21 protein-coding genes are annotated in these 18,563 nt (G+C 69.9%); 15 read left to right on the plus strand and 6 right to left on the minus strand.

Features of this window, described 5'->3' with window-relative positions:
- Nucleotides 1-44: 44 nt before the first annotated feature.
- From QO011_RS22145 to QO011_RS22160, 4 genes are read right to left on the minus strand one after another with little or no spacing between them, the layout of a single operon-like run.
- Nucleotides 45-830, minus strand: a complete 786-nt coding sequence (locus QO011_RS22145; RefSeq protein ID WP_307276556.1) for a MotE family protein — start codon at nucleotides 828-830, stop codon at nucleotides 45-47.
- Nucleotides 827-1,354, minus strand: coding sequence for a DUF6468 domain-containing protein (locus QO011_RS22150; RefSeq protein WP_307276559.1), 528 nt, complete (start codon nucleotides 1,352-1,354; stop codon nucleotides 827-829). Before QO011_RS22150 ends, QO011_RS22145 begins: the two co-directional genes overlap by 4 nt.
- A complete protein-coding gene (gene fliM, locus QO011_RS22155) occupies nucleotides 1,354-2,490 on the minus strand; it encodes a flagellar motor switch protein FliM (protein WP_370881997.1) in 1,137 nt (378 codons plus the stop codon). The genes QO011_RS22150 and fliM overlap by 1 nt, the downstream gene beginning before the upstream one ends.
- A 2-nt stretch (nucleotides 2,491-2,492) precedes the next feature.
- Entirely contained in the window at nucleotides 2,493-3,026 is a 534-nt protein-coding gene (locus QO011_RS22160) for a flagellar basal body-associated FliL family protein (protein WP_307276562.1), read from the minus strand.
- 373 nt (nucleotides 3,027-3,399) lie between these two features.
- Between QO011_RS22160 and flgF the strand changes: the two genes are divergently transcribed.
- The 4 genes from flgF to flgH are packed head-to-tail and all read left to right on the plus strand — an operon-like array spanning nucleotide 3,400 to nucleotide 6,765.
- Nucleotides 3,400-4,155: a flagellar basal-body rod protein FlgF gene (gene flgF, locus QO011_RS22165; protein ID WP_307276565.1), complete on the plus strand. Its 756-nt coding sequence runs from the start codon at nucleotides 3,400-3,402 to the stop codon at nucleotides 4,153-4,155.
- 12 nt (nucleotides 4,156-4,167) lie between these two features.
- Nucleotides 4,168-4,956, plus strand: a complete 789-nt coding sequence (gene flgG / locus QO011_RS22170) for a flagellar basal-body rod protein FlgG (protein ID WP_307276568.1) — start codon at nucleotides 4,168-4,170, stop codon at nucleotides 4,954-4,956.
- Between the two features lie 10 nt (nucleotides 4,957-4,966).
- On the plus strand, nucleotides 4,967-5,944 hold the full coding sequence (gene flgA / locus QO011_RS22175) for a flagellar basal body P-ring formation chaperone FlgA (protein WP_307276571.1): 978 nt from the start codon (nucleotides 4,967-4,969) through the stop codon (nucleotides 5,942-5,944).
- 17 nt (nucleotides 5,945-5,961) lie between these two features.
- A complete protein-coding gene (flgH, locus tag QO011_RS22180; RefSeq protein ID WP_307276573.1) occupies nucleotides 5,962-6,765 on the plus strand; it encodes a flagellar basal body L-ring protein FlgH in 804 nt (267 codons plus the stop codon).
- A gap of 308 nt (nucleotides 6,766-7,073) precedes the next feature.
- Here flgH and QO011_RS22185 read toward each other — a convergent pair whose 3' ends face one another.
- Nucleotides 7,074-7,313 carry a hypothetical protein gene (locus tag QO011_RS22185; RefSeq protein ID WP_307276577.1) on the minus strand — a complete coding sequence of 80 codons (240 nt, stop codon included), beginning with the start codon at nucleotides 7,311-7,313 and terminating at the stop codon, nucleotides 7,074-7,076.
- Between the two features lie 249 nt (nucleotides 7,314-7,562).
- Here QO011_RS22185 and QO011_RS22190 point away from each other — a divergent pair, with 249 nt between their 5' ends.
- The 6 genes from QO011_RS22190 to folP all read left to right on the plus strand — a co-directional run bounded on the left by QO011_RS22190 (nucleotide 7,563) and on the right by folP (nucleotide 12,675).
- Nucleotides 7,563-7,772 (plus strand): cold-shock protein, encoded by a 210-nt coding sequence (locus QO011_RS22190; protein WP_307276582.1) that lies wholly within the window; start codon nucleotides 7,563-7,565, stop codon nucleotides 7,770-7,772.
- Between the two features lie 131 nt (nucleotides 7,773-7,903).
- Nucleotides 7,904-8,170, plus strand: coding sequence for a 30S ribosomal protein S21 (gene rpsU, locus QO011_RS22195; protein ID WP_307276585.1), 267 nt, complete (start codon nucleotides 7,904-7,906; stop codon nucleotides 8,168-8,170).
- 431 nt (nucleotides 8,171-8,601) lie between these two features.
- A complete protein-coding gene (pabB, locus tag QO011_RS22200; RefSeq protein WP_307276587.1) occupies nucleotides 8,602-9,972 on the plus strand; it encodes an aminodeoxychorismate synthase component I in 1,371 nt (456 codons plus the stop codon).
- Entirely contained in the window at nucleotides 9,969-10,553 is a 585-nt protein-coding gene (locus QO011_RS22205; protein ID WP_307276590.1) for an anthranilate synthase component II, read from the plus strand. The genes pabB and QO011_RS22205 overlap by 4 nt, the downstream gene beginning before the upstream one ends.
- Nucleotides 10,550-11,383 carry an aminotransferase class IV gene (locus tag QO011_RS22210; RefSeq protein WP_307276593.1) on the plus strand — a complete coding sequence of 278 codons (834 nt, stop codon included), beginning with the start codon at nucleotides 10,550-10,552 and terminating at the stop codon, nucleotides 11,381-11,383. The genes QO011_RS22205 and QO011_RS22210 overlap by 4 nt, the downstream gene beginning before the upstream one ends.
- Nucleotides 11,380-12,675: a dihydropteroate synthase gene (folP, locus tag QO011_RS22215; RefSeq protein ID WP_307276596.1), complete on the plus strand. Its 1,296-nt coding sequence runs from the start codon at nucleotides 11,380-11,382 to the stop codon at nucleotides 12,673-12,675. The genes QO011_RS22210 and folP overlap by 4 nt, the downstream gene beginning before the upstream one ends.
- A gap of 27 nt (nucleotides 12,676-12,702) precedes the next feature.
- On the opposite strand, the gene QO011_RS22220 is transcribed toward folP, so the two are convergent.
- Complete coding sequence (locus tag QO011_RS22220; protein ID WP_307276601.1) at nucleotides 12,703-13,332, minus strand: TetR/AcrR family transcriptional regulator; 630 nt, start codon at nucleotides 13,330-13,332, stop codon at nucleotides 12,703-12,705.
- Nucleotides 13,333-13,559: 227 nt separating this feature from the next.
- Between QO011_RS22220 and QO011_RS22225 the strand changes: the two genes are divergently transcribed.
- From QO011_RS22225 to QO011_RS22245, 5 genes are all read left to right on the plus strand, one after another.
- The gene (locus tag QO011_RS22225; RefSeq protein ID WP_307276603.1) at nucleotides 13,560-14,645 is read left to right on the plus strand and encodes a putative urea ABC transporter substrate-binding protein; all 1,086 of its coding nucleotides are present in this window, start codon (nucleotides 13,560-13,562) and stop codon (nucleotides 14,643-14,645) included.
- Between the two features lie 40 nt (nucleotides 14,646-14,685).
- On the plus strand, nucleotides 14,686-15,504 hold the full coding sequence (locus QO011_RS22230) for an ABC transporter permease (RefSeq protein ID WP_307276607.1): 819 nt from the start codon (nucleotides 14,686-14,688) through the stop codon (nucleotides 15,502-15,504).
- Between the two features lies 1 nt (nucleotide 15,505).
- The gene (locus QO011_RS22235; RefSeq protein WP_307276610.1) at nucleotides 15,506-16,375 is read left to right on the plus strand and encodes an ABC transporter ATP-binding protein; all 870 of its coding nucleotides are present in this window, start codon (nucleotides 15,506-15,508) and stop codon (nucleotides 16,373-16,375) included.
- Nucleotides 16,376-17,689: an NtaA/DmoA family FMN-dependent monooxygenase gene (locus QO011_RS22240; protein WP_307276611.1), complete on the plus strand. Its 1,314-nt coding sequence runs from the start codon at nucleotides 16,376-16,378 to the stop codon at nucleotides 17,687-17,689. It abuts the gene before it with no gap.
- Between the two features lie 79 nt (nucleotides 17,690-17,768).
- Nucleotides 17,769-18,314 (plus strand): flavin reductase, encoded by a 546-nt coding sequence (locus tag QO011_RS22245; RefSeq protein ID WP_307276613.1) that lies wholly within the window; start codon nucleotides 17,769-17,771, stop codon nucleotides 18,312-18,314.
- The last annotated feature ends 249 nt before the right edge of the window (nucleotides 18,315-18,563 follow it).

Below are 18,563 nucleotides of genomic sequence, written 5' to 3' on the forward strand. Positions count from 1 at the left end.
GATGGGCCGTCAATGCGCGATTAACGTGACGGGGAAAAGCCCCGTCACCCCTTGGGCGGCTGGCCCTCGATCTTCGGCAGCTCGGTGGCGGACTGGCCGTCCGCCGCGGGCTTCTCGGCGTCCTTGGCCGCCAGCGCCACGGTGAGGCGCTGGGCGGCGTCGGCGTCCATGGCCGCCAGGACGTCGGCGACCTTGGCCGGCTTCATGGCGCTCGCCAGCTGCATGAGCACGGCGAGGTCAAGGCGGTCGAAGATCCGTGCGGCATCCTTGGGCTTCATCGCCTCGTACATCACCACCAGGCTCTTGACCCGTGCCGTCTCGGCGTCCGTCTTCTTCTGCTCGAGTGCCCCGACGCTGGCTTCGAGCCGCTTGAGCTCGTCGATGCGGTCCTGGACGCGCTTTTCCGCCGCCTTCAGCAGGTTCTCGCGCGTGTCGAGGTCGCGGCTGCGCTGGTCGAGCTCCTCGCGGCGCTGCTGCAGCCGCTCCAGGAGCGCCCGCTCGGCCGGCGAGGCGGGGCCGGCGGGCGTCAGAGGCTCGGCCGTCTCGGCTGGCTGGATGGCAGGCGCGGCCGCCTGGGCCAGGGTCGGCGGCGGGGTGCCAGGTGCGGGCGGCGCGGCGGCATCGCCCGCCTTGCCGCCCTTGTCGCCGATCGAGCCGGTGATGTCGGCCGGCATGGTGCGGGCGTTGATGATGGCGCGGCCGAAGCCGTCGCCGGCATAGGCCGCCTCCGGGCCGCCGACGCCGATGCGGTCGAGGATGTCGCCCGCCTTCAGCGCCAGCAGGCAGGCCAGCGCGAAGATCAGCACCGGCAGGAGCCGCAGCTGCATCATGCGGCTGCTCCGCGCTCGTGCAGCCCGGCGCGTCGGGCCAGCGTCTCGGCGAGCGCCGCCGCGGCGCGAGCGGTGGCGCCGGTGCGCTCGCGATGCGACGGGCGCGGCGGCGCGGCGGCGGCGATCGGGGGCGGCGGCACGGCCGGAGCCGCCACGGGCTCGAGCCTCGGCATTGCCGGCGCGGGCCGAGGCGGGCGCGCCGCCTCGGTGATCTGGGCGATCCGGTCGAGCACGGTCTCGCCGGCCTGGATCTGGGCGGCGATCTCGCCGGAGAGATCCTCGGCCGAGGCCAGGCGCTGCGCCAGCGTCCGGTCGCAGTCGGTCGCCATGGTCTTGAGCGTGCCGATGGCGCGCTCGGCCGCCCCTGTGGCGGCGATCAGCTCCGCCGCAATGCCGCGCAACATGGCCTCGTCGGCGCGCAAGCGCATCAGGCGACGATTGAGGATCCAGCAATAACCGATTGTCATGACGAGAAGAATGGCAACGAGGCTCTCGATCGCCAATCCGAGCAGAGACGTCGACATCAGATGTCCTTCCGCATGGCCTCGGCCATGTCGAAGATGGCCATGGTGGTCTTGGATTTCTTCAGCGGCCGCTGCAGGCGCACCGCCACGGCGTCGCCGAGCCGCCCCATCCGCCCCTCCGAGAGCAGGACGTCGCCGCAGCGCACCGCCACCAGCGCATCCGGCTTGATCGAGATCGGCAGCACGTCGCCGACCTTGAGGTCGAGGATCGAGCGCAGCGGCACGTTCTGCTCGTAGAGCACGGCGTCGACATCGACCTCCGCCTGCCAGATCTCCGTGGCGAGGTGCCCCTCCCACACCGGGTCGCGGCCGAAGCGTTCGCCCATGAAGCTGTGCAGGAGATGGTCGCGGATCGGCTCGATCGTGGCATAGGGCAGCAGCATCTCCATGCTGCCGCCGCGGTCCTCCATGTCGATGCGGAAGCGCACCAGGATGGCGGCGTTGGCCGGCCGCGAGACCTGGGCGAAGCGCGGATTGGTCTCGACGCGGTCGAGCGTGAAGTTGACCGGCGAGACCGGCCCGAAGGCCTGCTCGCCGTCGGCCAGCACGATCTCGATCATGCGGCGGACGAGGTCGAGCTCGATGGTCGTGTAGGGCCGGCCCTCGACGCGGATCGCCGTGGTGCCGCGCCGGCCGCCGAGCAGGACGTCGATGATCGAGTAGATCAGGCTGGAATCGACGGTGATCAGCCCGAAATTATCCCATTGCTGGGCCTTGAACACGGTGATGATCGCCGGCAGCGGGATCGAGTTGAGATAGTCGCCGAAGCGCACCGAGGTCATGCGGTCGATCGACACCTCGACATTGTCCGAGGTGAAGTTGCGCAGCGAGATCGTCAGCAACCGCACGAAACGGTCGAACAGGATCTCCAGCATCGGCAGGCGTTCATAGGAGACCATCGCCGAATCGATGATCGCCCGGATGCCGGACTGCGAGCCGGAGACCAGGTCCTCGACGGAGAAGCCGAGCAGGCCGTCGATCTCGTCCTGGTTGAGGATATGGTCCGGCTCGCGCCGGCTGCCATGAGCGCCGGCGACGCGCGCCGCCCATTCGTCGGCATCCGCCGGGGCCACCCCCTGCTCGGCCAGGGCGGCGCCCCATTCGGCCATCAGGTCGTCATTGACGGGATCGGCCATGGCTATTGCACCACGATCTGCTGGAACACGACGGCATCGACCTTGGCCGGCGACACCGCGACATTGACGCGCTTGGTGAGCTCCTCCTTCAGACGGAAGAACCCGGCGGAGCCCTCGAGATCGGCGGGCCGCAGCACGCGCATATAGGACTGGAAGGTGTCGAGCACCCGCGGCATCAGCGGCTTGATCTCCTCGGCGACCTTGTCCTCCGACACTTCCAGCGAGATCTTGACCTTGAGATACTGGGCGCGGTCCTTGGAATCGAGGTTCACCAGCATTTCCGGCAGGTCGACATAGCGCACCGGCTTGGCGGCGGCGGGCTTGGCCTCCGCCTCGGCCACCGCCTCCTCGCCGGCATGGCCACCGAGGAGCCCCATCTTGAACGCGGCGAGGCCGCCGCCCGCGAGCACCAGCACCGCCACGCCGGCGAGGACGAGCTTGTTGCGCAGGAACCCCGGCAGAGCGCGCTTCTTTGCGGGCGTGCCCTCCTCGCCGTCCTCGGCATCGCCGACCGGCCTCTGCGGTTTCTTGGCCATCGCGACCGGCTCCGAAGGCATTGGGACCATGGGGCCATCCCCGGGGGATGGCTGCGGGACGGCGCCCCCGGCCGAGACCGGGCGGCGCCGGCTCCGACTGTCCCGGGGAATGGTTAACGCCCCTTTAAGACTTGCGGCCACCCGGCAAGTTTTGCCGGGCGAAACTTGCCGCAGAGCCGCTCACGCCCGCCCCTCCCGTCCGGAGAAATCAAGCTAAGCCATTGATCTTGCTTATCCCATCCGCGTGGCACGGCTTATGCCATGGTTAACACGATCCGAATGCGTTGGGAGACGCGGCCGGGTCGGGGAGCAACGGAAGCAGCGGGCCTTGGGAGAGGACCGGTGATTCCATCGGATGGAGTGAGGCGGTTCGATGGGGAACGCGCTTCTTGTGGTGCTGTCGCGCCAGATCGCGTTGGGCCGAGAGCTCGACGTGGTCGCGAACAACATGGCCAACGTCAACACGCACGGCTTTCGCCGCCAGGCGGTGCAGTTCGGCGAGTACATCATGCCGGTCGCCTCGACCGACGCCTTCCAGGGGGCCGACCGCCGCGTGTCCTTCGTGCAGGACCGCTCGAGCTACCGCGACTTCGCCGCCGGCGCGATGCAGCAGACCGGCAATCCCCTGGACATCGCCATCCAGGGTGACGCCTTCTTCGCGGTGCAGGCCCCGGACGGCAGCGAGCGCTACACCCGCAACGGCGCCTTCCAGATCGACAGCACGGGCCGCGTCGTCACCGGCGAGGGCATGCCGGTCCTGAGCGATGCCGGGCCGATCGTGCTCGATACGCAGGACCCCACCTTCACCATCGCCCGCGACGGCACGATCTCGACCAAGGATGGCGACCGCGGCCATATCAGGCTGGTGAGCTTCGACGCCCCCCAGGCCCTGCACGCCGAGGGCAGCGGCCTGTTCCGCGCCGATCCCAGCCAGGCGGCGCAGCCGCTGACGCCGGCCACCACCAACGTGGTGCAGGGCTCGGTCGAGGGCTCGAACGTCAAGCCGGTCCTGGAGATGTCACGGCTGATCGAGATCAACCGCGCCTATTCCAGCCTGTCCGGCATCATCCAGACCAATGCCGACCTGCGCAAGACCGCCATCGAGCGGCTTGCCGACCTGTCGTCCTGAGGAGCCACCACCATGCGCGCCCTGAACACCGCCGCCACCGGCATGATGGCCCAGGAGCTGAACGTCGAGGTCATCTCCAACAACATCGCCAACATGCGGACCACCGGCTACAAGCGCCAGCGGGCCGAATTCCAGGATCTGCTCTACGAGACGGAGCGCCGCGTCGGCTCGACCACCTCGGACCAGGGCACCATGGTGCCCGCCGGCATCCAGATCGGCTCCGGCGTGCGGACGGCGGCCACGCCGCGGGTGATGAGCCAGGGCGACGTCACGCAGACCCAGAAGGAGCTCGACGTCGCCGTCCGCGGCGAAGGCTATTTCCGCATCCAGCTGCCGGACGGGCGCACCGCCTACACCCGCGACGGCTCGTTCGAGCGCGACGCTCAGGGCCAGCTCGTCACGGCCGACGGCTATGTCGTCGATCCCGGCATCACCATCCCCGAGAATGCCAGCGGCATCACCATCAACCCGCAGGGCGTGGTGTCCGGCACGCTGCCCGGCCAGACCGCGCCGACGGAGTTCGGCCAGCTGCAGCTTTCTCGCTTCGTCAACAAGACCGGCCTGGAGGCCCTGGGCGACAACCTGTTCCTGGAGACGGCCGCCTCCGGCCAGCCCCAGACCGGCACGGCCGGCATCGACGGCATGGGCAACCTGCTGCAGGGCTATCTCGAGCAGGCCAACGTCAATTCCGTGTCGGAGATCTCCGACCTCATCGCCGCGCAGCGCGCCTACGAGATGAACTCCAAGGTGGTCTCCGCCGCCGACCAGATGCTGCAGTCCGCGACCGGCATGTTCCGGTGAGGCCATGCCGATGATCACCCGCCTTCTCACCTTCGCCGCCGCGCTCGCTTTCGCCGGCCTCGCCGCGGCCCCCGCGCCGGCCCAGACCGCCCCGCCGCCCACCCTGCGCTCCGCGGTCACCGTCTCCTCGGAGCTGGTGCGCCTCGGCGACCTCCTCGACAATGCCGGACCGGCGGCGCTCGAGCCGGTGTTCCGCGCGCCGGACCTCGGCACGACCGGCACCGTGCAGGCGGCGCGGGTGGTCGCCGCCGCGCGCGACAAGGGCGTGGCGGTGGTCGACACCAAGGGCGTGGCCGAGGTCAGCGTCACCCGGGCCAGCCGCGTGCTGAGCCTGGATGCGATCAAGGCGGCGATCACCCTGACGCTGATCCGCCAGAACGGGCTCGGCGACGACGCCGACCTCGCCGTCGGCTTCGATCCCGGCGCGCGCGCCGTCCATATCGAGCCCGGCGCCGGCGCTCCCCTGCAGGTCGTCTCGATCAATTGGAATCCGACCTCCGGCCGCTTCGACGCCACGCTCTCGGTCGAGGGCTCCTCGGTCCTCGCCCGCATGCCGCTGCGCATCGGCGGCCAGGCCGTCGAGACCGTCGCCGTGCCGGTCTTCGCCCGCGCCGTCGGCCGCGGCGAGGTCGTGCGCGCCGCCGACGTCGTCATCGACCGGCTGCCCCGCTCGCAGGCCGTCGCCGGCACCATCGACGCCCCGGCCCAGGCGATCGGCCAGGCCGTGCGCCGCACGGTGCGGCCCGGCCAGCCGGTGCTGGCGGGCGACCTCACCAAGCCCAACCTCGTCACCCGCAACGACACGGTGACGCTGACCTACGAAGTGCCGAGCATGGTGCTCACCGTGCGCGCCAAGGCGCTCGACACCGGCGCCGAGGGCGACAGCATCCCGGTGCTCAACACCCAGTCCAATCGCATCGTCCAGGCGACCGTCACCGGACCCGGCCACGTCACCGTGACGGTTCCCGCCCGCGTCGCCCTGAACTGAAGGCCGGATCCATGCGTATGTCCCCACCGACCTCCCGCCGTCCCGGCCCGCAGGGCTCGTCCCGGAGCCGGGGAGCCGGAACCGCGTCCCGATCCGCGAAACTCTGCCTCGCCGGCCTCGCCGCCCTCACCCTCGGCAGCTGCGGCATGGCGGACCGCCTCGCCAATATCGGCAAGGCGCCGAACCTGTCGGCCATCGACGACCCGACCGCGTCGCCCGGCTACAAGCCGGTGTCGCTGCCGATGCCGGAGCCGGAGAAGCCGATCTTCCAGGCCAATTCGCTGTGGCGCTCGGGATCGCGCGGCTTCTTCAAGGACCAGCGCGCCATGCGGGTCGGCGACATCCTGACCGTCAAGGTGGTGATCAACGACAGCGCCGACATCAGCAACACCACCGCCCGTTCGCGCCAGAACAGCGAGGACATGGGCGCCAAGAGCCTGTTCGGCCTGGAAGGCAAGCTGGTGCCGAAGGGCACCGATCCGGCCGGCATGCTGGCCACGACCTCCGACAGCTCCTCCACCGGCACCGGCTCGGTCAAGCGCTCGGAGGCGCTCACCACCAATATCGGGGCGCTGATCACCCAGATCCTGCCCAACGGCAACATGGTGATCGAGGGCCGCCAGGAGGTGCGCGTCAATTTCGAGATGCGCGAACTGATCGTCGCCGGCGTGGTGCGGCCGGAGGACGTCGAATCCGACAACACCATCGATTCCACCAAGATTGCCCAGGCCCGCATCTCCTATGGCGGCCGCGGCCAGATCACCGACGTGCAGCAGCCCCGCTACGGCCAGCAGGTGATGGACGTGCTGCTGCCCTTCTGAGCCGGTCGGCCGAAGAGCTCCCCGGCAGGCGAGCCCGCTCCCCGGCGAGCCTGCCGATCGACGCCGCGCGCCCGCTCCCCGGCGCGCGGCAGCGGGCCCCCGGATCTCCCATCCGGGGGCCCTCCGGCTCTCTCGCGGCGATCGGGCGACGGGCCGGCATGTCCTTGCGGTCGCCGTCCTCTGCCCTCTCTGTGCGGACTGCAGCCTTCCGAGGGAGGATCGGGCGGACAGCCCGAGCGGCTTCTCGTGGCTTCGGCCACGAGACGCTGCTCAGAGTCCTGGATGTAGGCAGGTTCGGGAGAGGCTGCTCAGGAGAACGGGTCGCTGCTCCAGCCATCCTCCTCCAGCGCATCGGCCTGGGCGTTGCATTCCAGGCTGCGGATACGGTGATGGCAGCTTTGAAAGCGCAAGGCTCCGGCGTCGAGGCCGGGCGGTCCGCCACAATCCGCATCCAGCGCGGCCTTGTGCAGGATCGATGCCGTCTCGCCGTGCAGGTGCGCCCGCTGACGCAGCTCCCGACAAAGCACATGGCGCGGCGCATCGCTCATCGCGGCCTCCTCTCGACGAAGAAAATATGGTGCCGAGCGATGACGATGCAAAGGCTTTCCGGGCAATATCGATTGTTTCCTTGACTTTCACATCGGCCCTCCCTAGATCTGGTAGATCGACATAGGCCGGACGATTTGGCCGCTCGTGGCGAAAGTCGCGTCAGCTGAGAGACTCCTACCAATTTCGACTGATTGGAATCCTGCAGATTTCTGCGGGATGGTTTGGACGCAGCTGAAGGACACTTTGTCATGAGCACCGGTACCGTGAAGTGGTATAATTCGAGCAAGGGTTTCGGCTTCATTCAGCCGGACGACGGAAGCAAGGACGTTTTCGTCCATGTCAGCGCCGTCGAGCGTGCCGGCATGCAGGATCTGCGGGAAGGACAGAAGCTCGGCTACGAGCTGGTCGAGGATCGCCGCTCCGGCAAGATGTCGGCAGACCGGCTCCAGGCCACCTGAGAAAGAGCGCGCCTCGCCCCGTCGGCGACCACGGATGTACTGGCGTCGACGAGTAGCATGCGTTGCCCCGCGGAGGTCAGGCTTGCGCCTGACCTCTTTTGTTTTCCGGAAACCGGCGAAGGATCCGCAGATTGCAAGTCCTGGTTCGAGACAACAACGTCGAGCAAGCGATGAAGGCCCTGAAGCGCAAGCTTCAGCGTGAGGGAGTCTTCCGTGAGATGAAGCTCCGGAGGGCTTACGAGAAGCCGTCCGAACGCAAGGTGCGGGAGAAGGCCGAGGCCCTGCGGCGAGCCCGCAAGCTTGCGCGCAAGCAGGCGCAGAGGGACGGACTGCTTCCGCCGCCCAAGCCGAAGCCCCCGCGCGTCGGCGCGCCCGGAGCGCTGCGCCAGCGGCCCTGAGCCGAGGGCGGAACGGCGGCGACCGACACCGTCGCCGTCCGGCCGATCGCTCGACCGGTTGACTTGCAGATTCGTGCGCCTCGATGCCTGCACACGGCGCGGCGCCCCCACGCGGAGCAGAAATCCGCGAGCCAGCCCTCATGGCTGCGCATCCACGGTCCCGAGACTGTTTCGAACGAGAGTTTCCGCGAGCTGCGGCTCCGCGTTCTCGGCGCTGGATCGCGTGAATAGCCGTGACAAGCGCAGGACATTCGCCGTAAAAGTCGCTATGGGTAGGTCATCCGCGGCGCCCCCACAGGGTTGAGGGGCGCGGGGCGCCGAGATCGGTGCGGTGGGGCTGCAGCAGGCCGAAGGACCGGCGGGCGCGCTCCACACCCTTTCCCTCAGCGGATTTAAGGAACCGCCCTCTCGAGACGGCCTTCGGCACGCGCATGACATCGACCGGCAAGACGCTTCTGATCGAAATCCCGTGGATCGACCCGATGGAGGCGGCGGCGCGCCTCGCAGCGCGCCCCCGCCTCGCCTTCCTCGACAGCGCCATGCCGCATGCGACGCTCGGCCGCTGGTCCTATGTCGCGGCCGACCCGGTCGGCGTGTTCCGCGTCGAGGACGGCAGGGCGCGCTGGAACGGCGCGGCGCTGGACGAGGCGCCGCTGCCGGCGCTGCGCCGCCTCCTGGCCGACCATCGGCACGAGCCCGTGGACGGCGGCCCGCCCTTCCAGGGCGGCGCCGTCGGCGCCTTCGCCTACGAAGCCGGCCGGCTGTTCGAGCGTCTGCCGCGCACGGCGCCGGCAGGCGCGATGCCCCAGGTCGACCTGCCCTTCTACGACACGCTCCTCGCCCTCGACGGGGTCGAGCGGCGGGCCTTCGTGGTGGCGCCGCACGCGGCCGCCGCCGCGGGCCTGCGCGAGAAGCTCAAGGCCGAGCCCGCCCGCCCCGCGCCCCTGCCGGCCTTCGCCTGGCGCGACAGCCGCAGCCGCCACGCCTACGAGGCGGAGGTGGCGCGGGTGATCCGCTACATCCGCGACGGCGACATCTTCCAGGCCAACCTGTCGCACCGTTTCGCCGCGACGCCGGAGACGGCGCCGGACCCGGTCGCCGTCTACCGCGCGCTGCGGCGGGCCAACCCGGCGCCTTTCGCGGCGCTGCTGGTCGACGGCGAGCGCTTCATCGCCTCCTCCTCGCCCGAGCGCTTCCTCAAGGTGACGGGACGCGAGGTCGAGACCCGCCCGATCAAGGGCACCACCCGCCGCACGCCCTATCCGCGCGAGGATTTCGCCCGGGCCCAGCTTCTGTCGGAGAGCGAGAAGGACCGGGCCGAGAACGTGATGATCGTCGATCTCCTGCGCAACGACCTGTCGCGGGTGTGCGAGCCGGGCAGCGTCGCGGTACCGGTGCTGTGCGGGGTGGAGAGCTATGCCTCCGTGCACCACTTGACCTCGGTCGTCACGGGGCGGCTGCGGCAGGGGCGCGACGCGCTGGACCTCCTCGCCGCCACCTTCCCGGGCGGCTCGATCACCGGGGCGCCGAAGATCCGGGCGATGGAGATCATCGCCGAGCTCGAAGGCCTCGACCGCGGCATCTATTGCGGCTCGATCGGCTGGATCGGCTTCGACGGCGCGGCCGATCTCAACATCGCCATCCGCACCCTCGCCTATGACGGACGGGAGATCTCGGTGGGCGCCGGCGGCGGCATCACGCTGCTGTCCGACCCGGCGGCCGAATACGAGGAGACGCTGGTCAAGGCCGAGCGGCTGCTGGCCGCCTTCGCCCCGGCCGCAGCAGCGGACGACGCGGCATGATCCTCCTGGTCGACAATTACGATTCCTTCGTCTTCAACATCGCCCGCTATTTCGAGGAGCTGGGCGAACCGGCGCAGGTGGTGCGCAACGACGCGGTGACGCCGGCCGATGTCGAGGCCTCCGGCGCCTGCGCCCTGGTGCTCTCGCCCGGCCCCTGCGCCCCCAGGGATGCCGGCGCCTCGCTGGACCTGGTGCGCAGCCTCTCCGGCAAGCTGCCGATCCTCGGCATCTGCCTCGGCCACCAATGCATCGGCGAAGCCTTCGGCGGCCGGGTGGTCCATGCCCGCACGCCGATGCACGGCCGGCCCTCGCGCATCCTCCATGACGGATCCGGCCTGTTCGCCGGCCTGAGCGAGCCGATCGAGGCCGGCCGCTACCACTCCCTGATCGTCGAGCTCGACGGCGACGAGCCGCTCGACGTCACGGCGCGCAGCGAGGACGGCGAGATCATGGCGCTCACCCATCGCAGCCATCCGACCTTCGGCCTGCAGTTCCACCCCGAATCGATCCTGACGCCGCAGGGCCATCGCCTGCTCCAGGCCTTCCTGGATCAGCGCAAACCATTCCAACGCGCTGCATGAGCTTCCTCATCCACCACATGAACGAGCCGGCCGGCGACGGCGGCCCGCGCATCGGCGCCATGGACCGCGGCCTGCAGCTCGGCGACGGCGTGTTCGACACGCTGGTGGCGCGCGGCGGCATGCCGATGGCGCCGGAGCGGCATCGGCAGCGGCTGCTGCGGGCCGCCGAGGCGATCGGCCTCGCCGTCGACCGGGACGGGCTCGAAGCGGCCATGGCCGGCGTCCTCGCCGAGCTCGCCGGGCGCGACGCCATCATCCGCACCACGCTGACCCGCGGCCAGGGCGCCCGCGGCCTCTGGCCGGCGGAGCCGCCGCGCCCGACCATCCTGGTCACGGCGCAGCCCTGGAGCCCGGCCCTGGCCGGGCAGCCGGCCCGGCTCGTCGTCGCCTCGGCGCCGCGCAACGAGCATTCGCCGCTGTCGCGCCTCAAGTCGCTGGCCTATCTCGACAACATCCTCGCCGCGCGAGAGGCGGCCGAGGCCGGCGCCGACGACGCCCTGATCCTCAACACGGCGGGACGCGTCGCCGGCACCACCATCGCCAACCTCTTCGCCTTGAAGGGCATGCGGCTGCTGACGCCGCCGACCGGCGAAGGCTGCCTCGACGGCATCATGCGCGGCCTGCTCCTGGACGGCGCCGGCGCGCTCGGCCTCGCCGTCGAGGAGGCGCCCCTGCGCCCCGAGGACCTCTTCGGCGCGGATGCGGTCTTCGCCACGAATTCGGTGCGCTTCCTGCGGCCGGTCATCGCCATCGGCGAGCGGGTCCTGGCCCAGTCCCCGCTCGCGCGGCAGATTCTCGACCATCTCCTTTCCATCACGGCTGATCCATGATTCTCGTCGCGCTCGGCGCCAACCTGCCCTCCTGCGAAGGCGCACCGCGCGAGACGCTGCGCCGCGCCGTCGCCGAGCTCGCCGCGCGCGGGCTGACCGTCGCTGCACGCTCGCGCCTGTTCCTCACCGAGCCGGTGCCGCGCTCGGCCCAGCCCTGGTACGCCAACCAGGTGATCGCGGTGGAGACGGACCGCTCGCCGCAGGCGCTGCTCGCCGTGCTGTTCGAGGTGGAGGCGCTGTTCGGCCGGGAGCGCAGCGAGCGCAACGCCGCCCGCACGCTCGACCTCGACCTCGTCGCCTATCACGATCTCAGGCTCGACACGCCCGAGCTGGTGCTGCCGCATCCGCGCCTGCACGAGCGCGCCTTCGTGCTGGCGCCGCTGGCCGACATCGCGCCGGGCTGGCGCCACCCGGTGCTGGGCGAGAGCGTCGAGGCCCTGCTCGCCCGCACCGACCGCACGAATGTCCGCGCCATGGCGCCCGTGCCGCTGCTGATGGGCGTCGTCAATGTCACGCCCGACAGCTTCTCCGATGGCGGCCGCTTCGAGACGACCGACAAGGCGATCGCCCATGCCGTGGCGCTGATCGAGCAGGGCGCCGACATCCTCGACATCGGCGGCGAGTCGACGCGCCCGGAGTCCCAGCCCCTCGCCCCGGAAGACGAGCAGGCCCGCATCCTGCCGGTCATCGCGGCGGTCGCGGCCGAGGCGGCGCGGCGCCGGCGGCTGATCTCGGTCGACACCCGCCATGCCGCCACCATGCGCGCCGCCCTCGCGGCCGGCGCCAGCATGATCAACGACATCACCGCCCTGGAGAGCGCCGAGGCGCGCCGCATCGTCGCCGAGGCCGGCGTGCCGGCCATCCTGATGCACATGCAGGGCACGCCGCAGACCATGCAGATCAACCCGACCTATGCCGACGTGGTGGGCGAGGTCGCCGACACCCTGGCCCGGGCTCGCGACCGGGCGGTCGCCGACGGCATCCGGCCGGACCGGATCTGGCTCGATCCCGGCCTCGGCTTCGGCAAGACCCTGGAGCACAACCTCGCCCTGCTCGACGCCACGCCCCGCTTCAAGGCGCTGGGCCAGCCGGTGCTGGTCGGCGCTTCGCGCAAGAGCTTCATCGGCAAGGTCGACCGCGCCGGCCCGGCCGATGACCGGCTCGGCGGCTCGATCGCCGCCGCCCTCGCCGCCGCCACACGCGGGGCCGACGCGGTCAGGGTCCACGACGTGGCGGAGACGCGCCAGGCGCTGGCGACCTGGAGCGCGATCGAGGGCAAGGCCGCGGGCTGAGGCAGGCGCACGCCGGCCGCTCGCCGATCAGGACCTGCCCGCCGCCTCGGGAATGCGCAGGAAATACCCGATGAAGTCGCGGAGCTCCTCGATGTCCTGCGCGATGCGGTCCTCGCCGCGGCTGGCCGAGGCGTGGAAGATGCCGTCGAGCTGCCGGCCGATGACGCGCGCCGTCTTCTCGACATCGACGGTCCGGAAGACCCCTGCCGCGATCCCGCGCCGCAACGTGTCCTCCAGGAGGTCCTGCTCGCCGCGATAGAAGCCGGCGACGATCGCATCGGTCTCCGGGTCCCGCGCGCCCAGGGCCGCGTAGTCGGCCATGATCTTGACCATGCGGGTGATCAGCGTCGGAGCGATCGTCGCATGCGTGTCCAGCCACATCGCGATGCCGGCGAACGGATCGGCCTGCTCGCGCCGCCGCTCCTCATAGCCGGCGACCAGCTGGTCGATGGCATGCGCGAGCGCGCTGCGGAACAGGTGGTCCTTGTTGTCGAAATAATGGTAGATCAGCCCGACATTGATGCCGCAGTGCCGGGCGATGTCGCGCACCGTGACGATGCTGTAATGCGTCTCCGCGAACAGCTCCAGCGCCTTCTCCAGGATCAATTCCGACCGCAGGGCCGGATCGAGCCGCTGTCGGACTGGCTTGACGGCCATCTCCAGGTCTCCACGGGAACGCCCGGCCGAAGCGGCCCGCCCCTGCCCATCGCTATGCCCTGAATCGCGGCAGCGCGGCGAGTCTCTGCCCAGGGACCGGCCTTCGCTCCAGGCGCGGCCCATCATTGCCTGGATTTTGCGCTGCACAAAATTTGGCCTTGCGACGATCTATTAAACGCCCGCTGAATAGAGCCGTCCAGCCCCTGTTCGACGATCGGAGCTTTGCCATGAAACGCCTCTTCCGCGTCGCGTTCCTGCTTGCGACGCTGTGCCTCGGCCTCTTCGGCGCCGGCACCGGCCCGGCCCCGGCGGCCGACAAGAAAGTCTTCAGGGTCGGCTACGTCGTCTATGTCGGCTTCATGCCGATGGCCTGGCTGAAGCAGTCCGGCCTCCTGAAGAAATGGGGCGACAAATACGGCATCGAGATCGAGATGGTGCAGGCCAACGACTATGTCGGCAGCATCAACCAGTTCATTGCCGGCGACCTCGACGCGGTCGGCGTGGCCGGCATGGACGCGCTGACCATGCCGGCGGCCGGCGGCGTCGACACCTCGCTGTTCCTGATCACGGACTATTCCAACGGCAACGACGTGCTGCTCTCCAAGAGCGCCAAGTCGGTCGCCGACCTCGCCGGCCAGTCGGTCTACCTCCTGCAATACAGCGTCTCCCATTACCTGCTCAACCGGGCGCTGGTCCTCAACGGGCTCGCCGGCGTCTCCTCGGTGAAGACGGTGAACATCTCCGATTCGGAGATCGCCGCCGCCTATCTCACCCAGGCCGACCTGCAGCACGCCGTGTCCTGGAAGCCGATGACCATCGACATGCTGAAGGGCAGCAAGGACTCCCATGTGCTGTTCGATTCCTCGAAGATCCCCGGCGAGATCATGGACTGCTTCATCGGCAAGACCCAGACGCTGAAGGAGCATCCCGAATTCGCCAAGGCGCTGCTCGGCGCCTGGTACGAGGCGATGCAGGCCTTCGCCGCCGGCGGCGACGCGGCCGCCGGGATGAAGGCGGTCATGGCCAGCGCCATGGGGACCGACGAGGCGGGCTTCCAGTCGCAGGTCGACACGACCCATTTCTTCATGACGCCGGCCGACGCCCACGCCTTCCTCACCGCCGACAAGACCAGGCAGACCTGGGACTACATCAGGCACTTCAGCTTCGAGCAGGGCCTGTTCGGCCAGGGCGCCGCCAGCGTCGACAGCATCGGCATCGGCTTCGCCGACGGCTCGACCTTGGGCGACACCAAGAACGTCAAGCTGCGCATCGATCCCTCCTTCGCCAAGCTCGCCATGGACGGCCAGCTCTGAGGCGCGCGACATCGGGGCCATCGCCGACGGGAGACCTGCCTTGCGACGCATCATCAACTATCCGCCGGCCCGTGGCACCCGGCTCCTGCTCGGGGTGCTGCCCTTCGTCGCGATCGTGCTGATCTACCTGGCGGCCTCCAATGCGCGGCTCGCCATCGATCCCAACGACAAGCTGATCCCGGGCCTCGCCTCGTTCCACGCCAGCATGAGCCGGCTCGCCATGCAGGTCGACGTCGCCACCGGCCATACCCTGCTCTGGTGGGACACCGGCCTCAGCCTGGCCCGCCTCGGCTTCGGGCTCGGCATCGCCGCGGCGATCGGCCTGGTCTGCGGCATCCCTGTGGGGTTCATCCCGCATCTGCGCGCCATGTTCGAGCCGGTCCTGGCCGCCCTGGCGCTCGTCCCTCCGCTCGCCGTCCTGCCGATCCTGTTCATCGTCTTCGGCCTCGGCGAAGTGTCCAAGATCGTCCTGATCGTCTTCGGCGTTGCCCCCTTCCTGGTCCGGGACGTCGTCCTGCGCGTCGCGGACATCCCCCGCGAGCAGATCGTCAAGGCGCAGACGCTGGGAGGATCGACCTGGCAGATGATCGTCGACGTGGTGCTGCCGCAGGTGCTGCCGCGGCTCGTCGATTCGGTCCGCCTGTCGCTCGGAGCCGCCTGGCTGTTCGTCATCGCGGCCGAGGCGATCACCGCGGAAGGAGGCCTGGGCTACCGCATCTTCCTGGTGCGCCGCTACCTCGCCATGGACGTCATCCTCCCCTACGTCGCCTGGATCACCCTGCTCGCCTTCCTGATGGACTGGGCGATGAGGCGCCTGTCCCGGGCGGCCTTCCCCTGGACAGCGCTGCGGGAGGCGTGAGGTGACGGAGATCCGGGTCGAGAACGTCTGGAAGGAATACGGCGCCTCCGTGGTGCTCGAGCGCGTCAACCTCACCCTGCCGGACCATGAATTCCTGGTCGTCATCGGGCCGAGCGGCGTCGGCAAGACCACGCTCCTGCGCCTTCTCCTCAGCCAGGAGACGCCGACGCGCGGCCGCATCCTGATCGACGGCGAGCCGATCGCGGCGGAGCCGACGGCCGACCGCGGCGTCGTGTTCCAGCGCTACTCGGTCTTTCCCCACCGCACTGTGCTCGGCAATGTCATGCTCGGCCCGCAATGGGCCGCCTCGCCGCTTCTCGGCCGCCTCTTCGGCCGGCGCCGGCGCGATCTCAGGGACAGGGCAATGGCCCTGCTCGAGCGGATCGGCCTCTCGGCCGCGGCCGGCCACTATCCCCAGCAATTGTCCGGCGGCATGCAGCAGCGCCTCGCCATCGCCCAGGCGCTGATCATGCAGCCCAAGGTGCTGCTGCTCGACGAGCCGTTCGGCGCGCTCGATCCGGGAACCCGCAAGTCGATGCATGCGCTCGTGCGAGAGCTCTGGGAGGAGCACGCCATGACCATCGTCATGGTCACGCACGACCTGAGCGAAGCCTTCTCGCTGGGGACGCGGGTGATCGCCATCGACAGGCCTCGCCGGGATCCGCAGGCACCCGAGCGCTTCGGCGCCACCATCACCTCCGACTTCGTCGCCAAGTGCCCGATCGTGCGCGAATCCCGCCGCTTCGAGGCCGCCCGGGCCGCGGCGCGCGCCGCGGCGCCCTCGCCCCTGGCCGCCCCTGCCCTCGCCCTCCCGCTCGCCGGCAGCGCCGGTCCGGCCCTGCCCGCTTCCGCCCTCGCAAAGGACCGATAGATGGCCACCAACCGTTTCCACCTCGCCTGGTTCATGAACTTCACGCCCGACGAGTGGCGCGAGCCCTTCGGCCAGGGCGGCCTGCCCTGGGACGGGCGATTCTACGTGGAGATGGCGCAGACGCTGGAGCGCGCCTGCTTCGACTACATCATGATCGAGGACAAGCTGATGGTCCCGGAGACCTATGGCGGCTCCCGCGACTTCGGGCTCAAGAGCGCGATGATGGTGCCCAAGCACGATCCGGCGCCGCTGGCCACCGCCATGGGCATGGCGACGTCGCGGCTCGGCGTGGTCGCCACCATGTCGACGCTCGCCTATCCGCCCTTCATGCTGGCGCGGCTGTCCTCGACCATCGACAGCCTGACGGGCGGCCGGTTCGGCTGGAACATCGTCACCAGCGCCGAGGACCTCGCCGCCCAGAATTTCGGGCTCGACAAGCTGCCTCTGCGCGAGCTGCGCTATGAGATGGCCGACGAATACATGGAGGTCGTGCGCAAGCTGTTCGGCTCCTGGGATGCCGACGCCGTCGTGCTCGACCGCGAGCGCGGCCTCTACGCCGATCCCGCGAAGGTGCGCACGATCGACCACGAGGGCCGGTTCTACAAGGTGCGCGGCCCGCTCAACACCGTGCCCTCGCCGCAGGGCCGCCCGGTCTTCGTCCAGGCCGGCGCCTCGCCCCGCGGCCGCGATTTCGCCGCCCGCCACGCCGATTCCATCATCTCCGTCGCCAACGGCGCCGAGGGCATGAAGGCGTTCCGCGACGACATCCGGGCCCGGGCCGTCGCGCAGGGACGCGACCCCGACGAGATCAAGGTCCTGTTCTGCATCACCCCGACGCTGGGCGAGACCGAGGAGGAGGCGCGCGCCAAGTACCAGCGCACCATCTCCGCCGATCACTTCGCCACGGACATTCTCAGCTCGATCTCCGCGATCACCGAAATCGACTTTGCCCAGTTCGACCTCGACGAGCCGCTTCCTCATAAGCTCACCACCAACGGCGAATCGGGCTCGCTCGACAAGTTCCAGCAATGGGGCAGCGGCAAGACCCTGCGAGAGCTGGCGGCCGATGGTGGCGGCGGCCTCGTTTCCTCGCTGGAATTGATCGGCACGCCGGACCAGGTGGCCGAGCGCATGGGCGAGGCGATGGAGCAGGTCGGCGGCGACGGCTTCCTGATCACCACGCCGGTGCTGCGCGTCAGCCGGCGCTACATCGTCGAGGTCGCCGACGGGCTGGTCCCGGCCCTGCAGCGGCGCGGCCTCACCCGCACGGCCTATGCCCATACGATGCTGCGGGACCACCTGCGGGAATTCTGACCCTCCCGGCTCCCGGCGGCCGACCGATCCGCCGCCGGGACCGACCCATTGCCTCGCATTCTGAGAAACGGGAACCGCCATGGCACGCCATCGCAACACCGCGGACGAGCCCGAAGCCGGGCCTTGGCCCGCCGTCCCGCAGCAGAGCTATCGCGACGCCATGTCCCGGGTCGGCGCGGCGGTCAACGTGGTGACGACCGACGGGCCGGGCGGACGCGCCGGCTTCACCGCCTCGGCCGTGTGCAGCGTCACCGACACTCCTCCCACCCTGCTGGTCTGCCTCAATCGCGGCAGCTCGGTGAGCGCCGCCTTCGCGGGCAATGGCGTGCTGTGCGTCAACACGCTGGCGGCGGAACACCAGCCGCTTTCCGCCCTGTTCGGCGGCCGCACCCCGATGGACGAGCGCTTTGCGGCGGCGGACTGGACCGAGGCGACGACCGGGGCGCCGGTGCTCGTCGGCGCGGTCGCCTCATTCGACTGCCGGGTGGTGCGCACCGCGGAGGTCGGCACCCATGCCGTGCTGTTCTGCGAAGTGGTCGGGCTGACGCAGGGGACCGTGCATGAGGGCCTGATCTATTTCGGCCGGCGCTATCACAAGGTTCATGCCGAGCAGGCCTCGGCCTGAGCGGCTGTCACAAGGTCCGAGCCCGATCGGGTCTCGGCTTCGGCAAGATCCTGGAACACAATCTGGCCCTGCCCGATGCCACGCCGCGCTTCAAGGCGCTCCGCCACCGGGTGCTGATCGGCGCGCGCCAGAATGAAGCGCGATCGAGCGCAAGGCCGCGGGCTGAGCCGTTGCGGCGGAAGCCTGCGTCGCGCCGGGCCTCGGCTCATCCCTCCGCTCCGGGCGGCACGGGTGCCGAGGGCTCGATGA

It is taken from the genome of Labrys wisconsinensis (assembly GCF_030814995.1).
Lineage (GTDB): Bacteria > Pseudomonadota > Alphaproteobacteria > Rhizobiales > Labraceae > Labrys > Labrys wisconsinensis.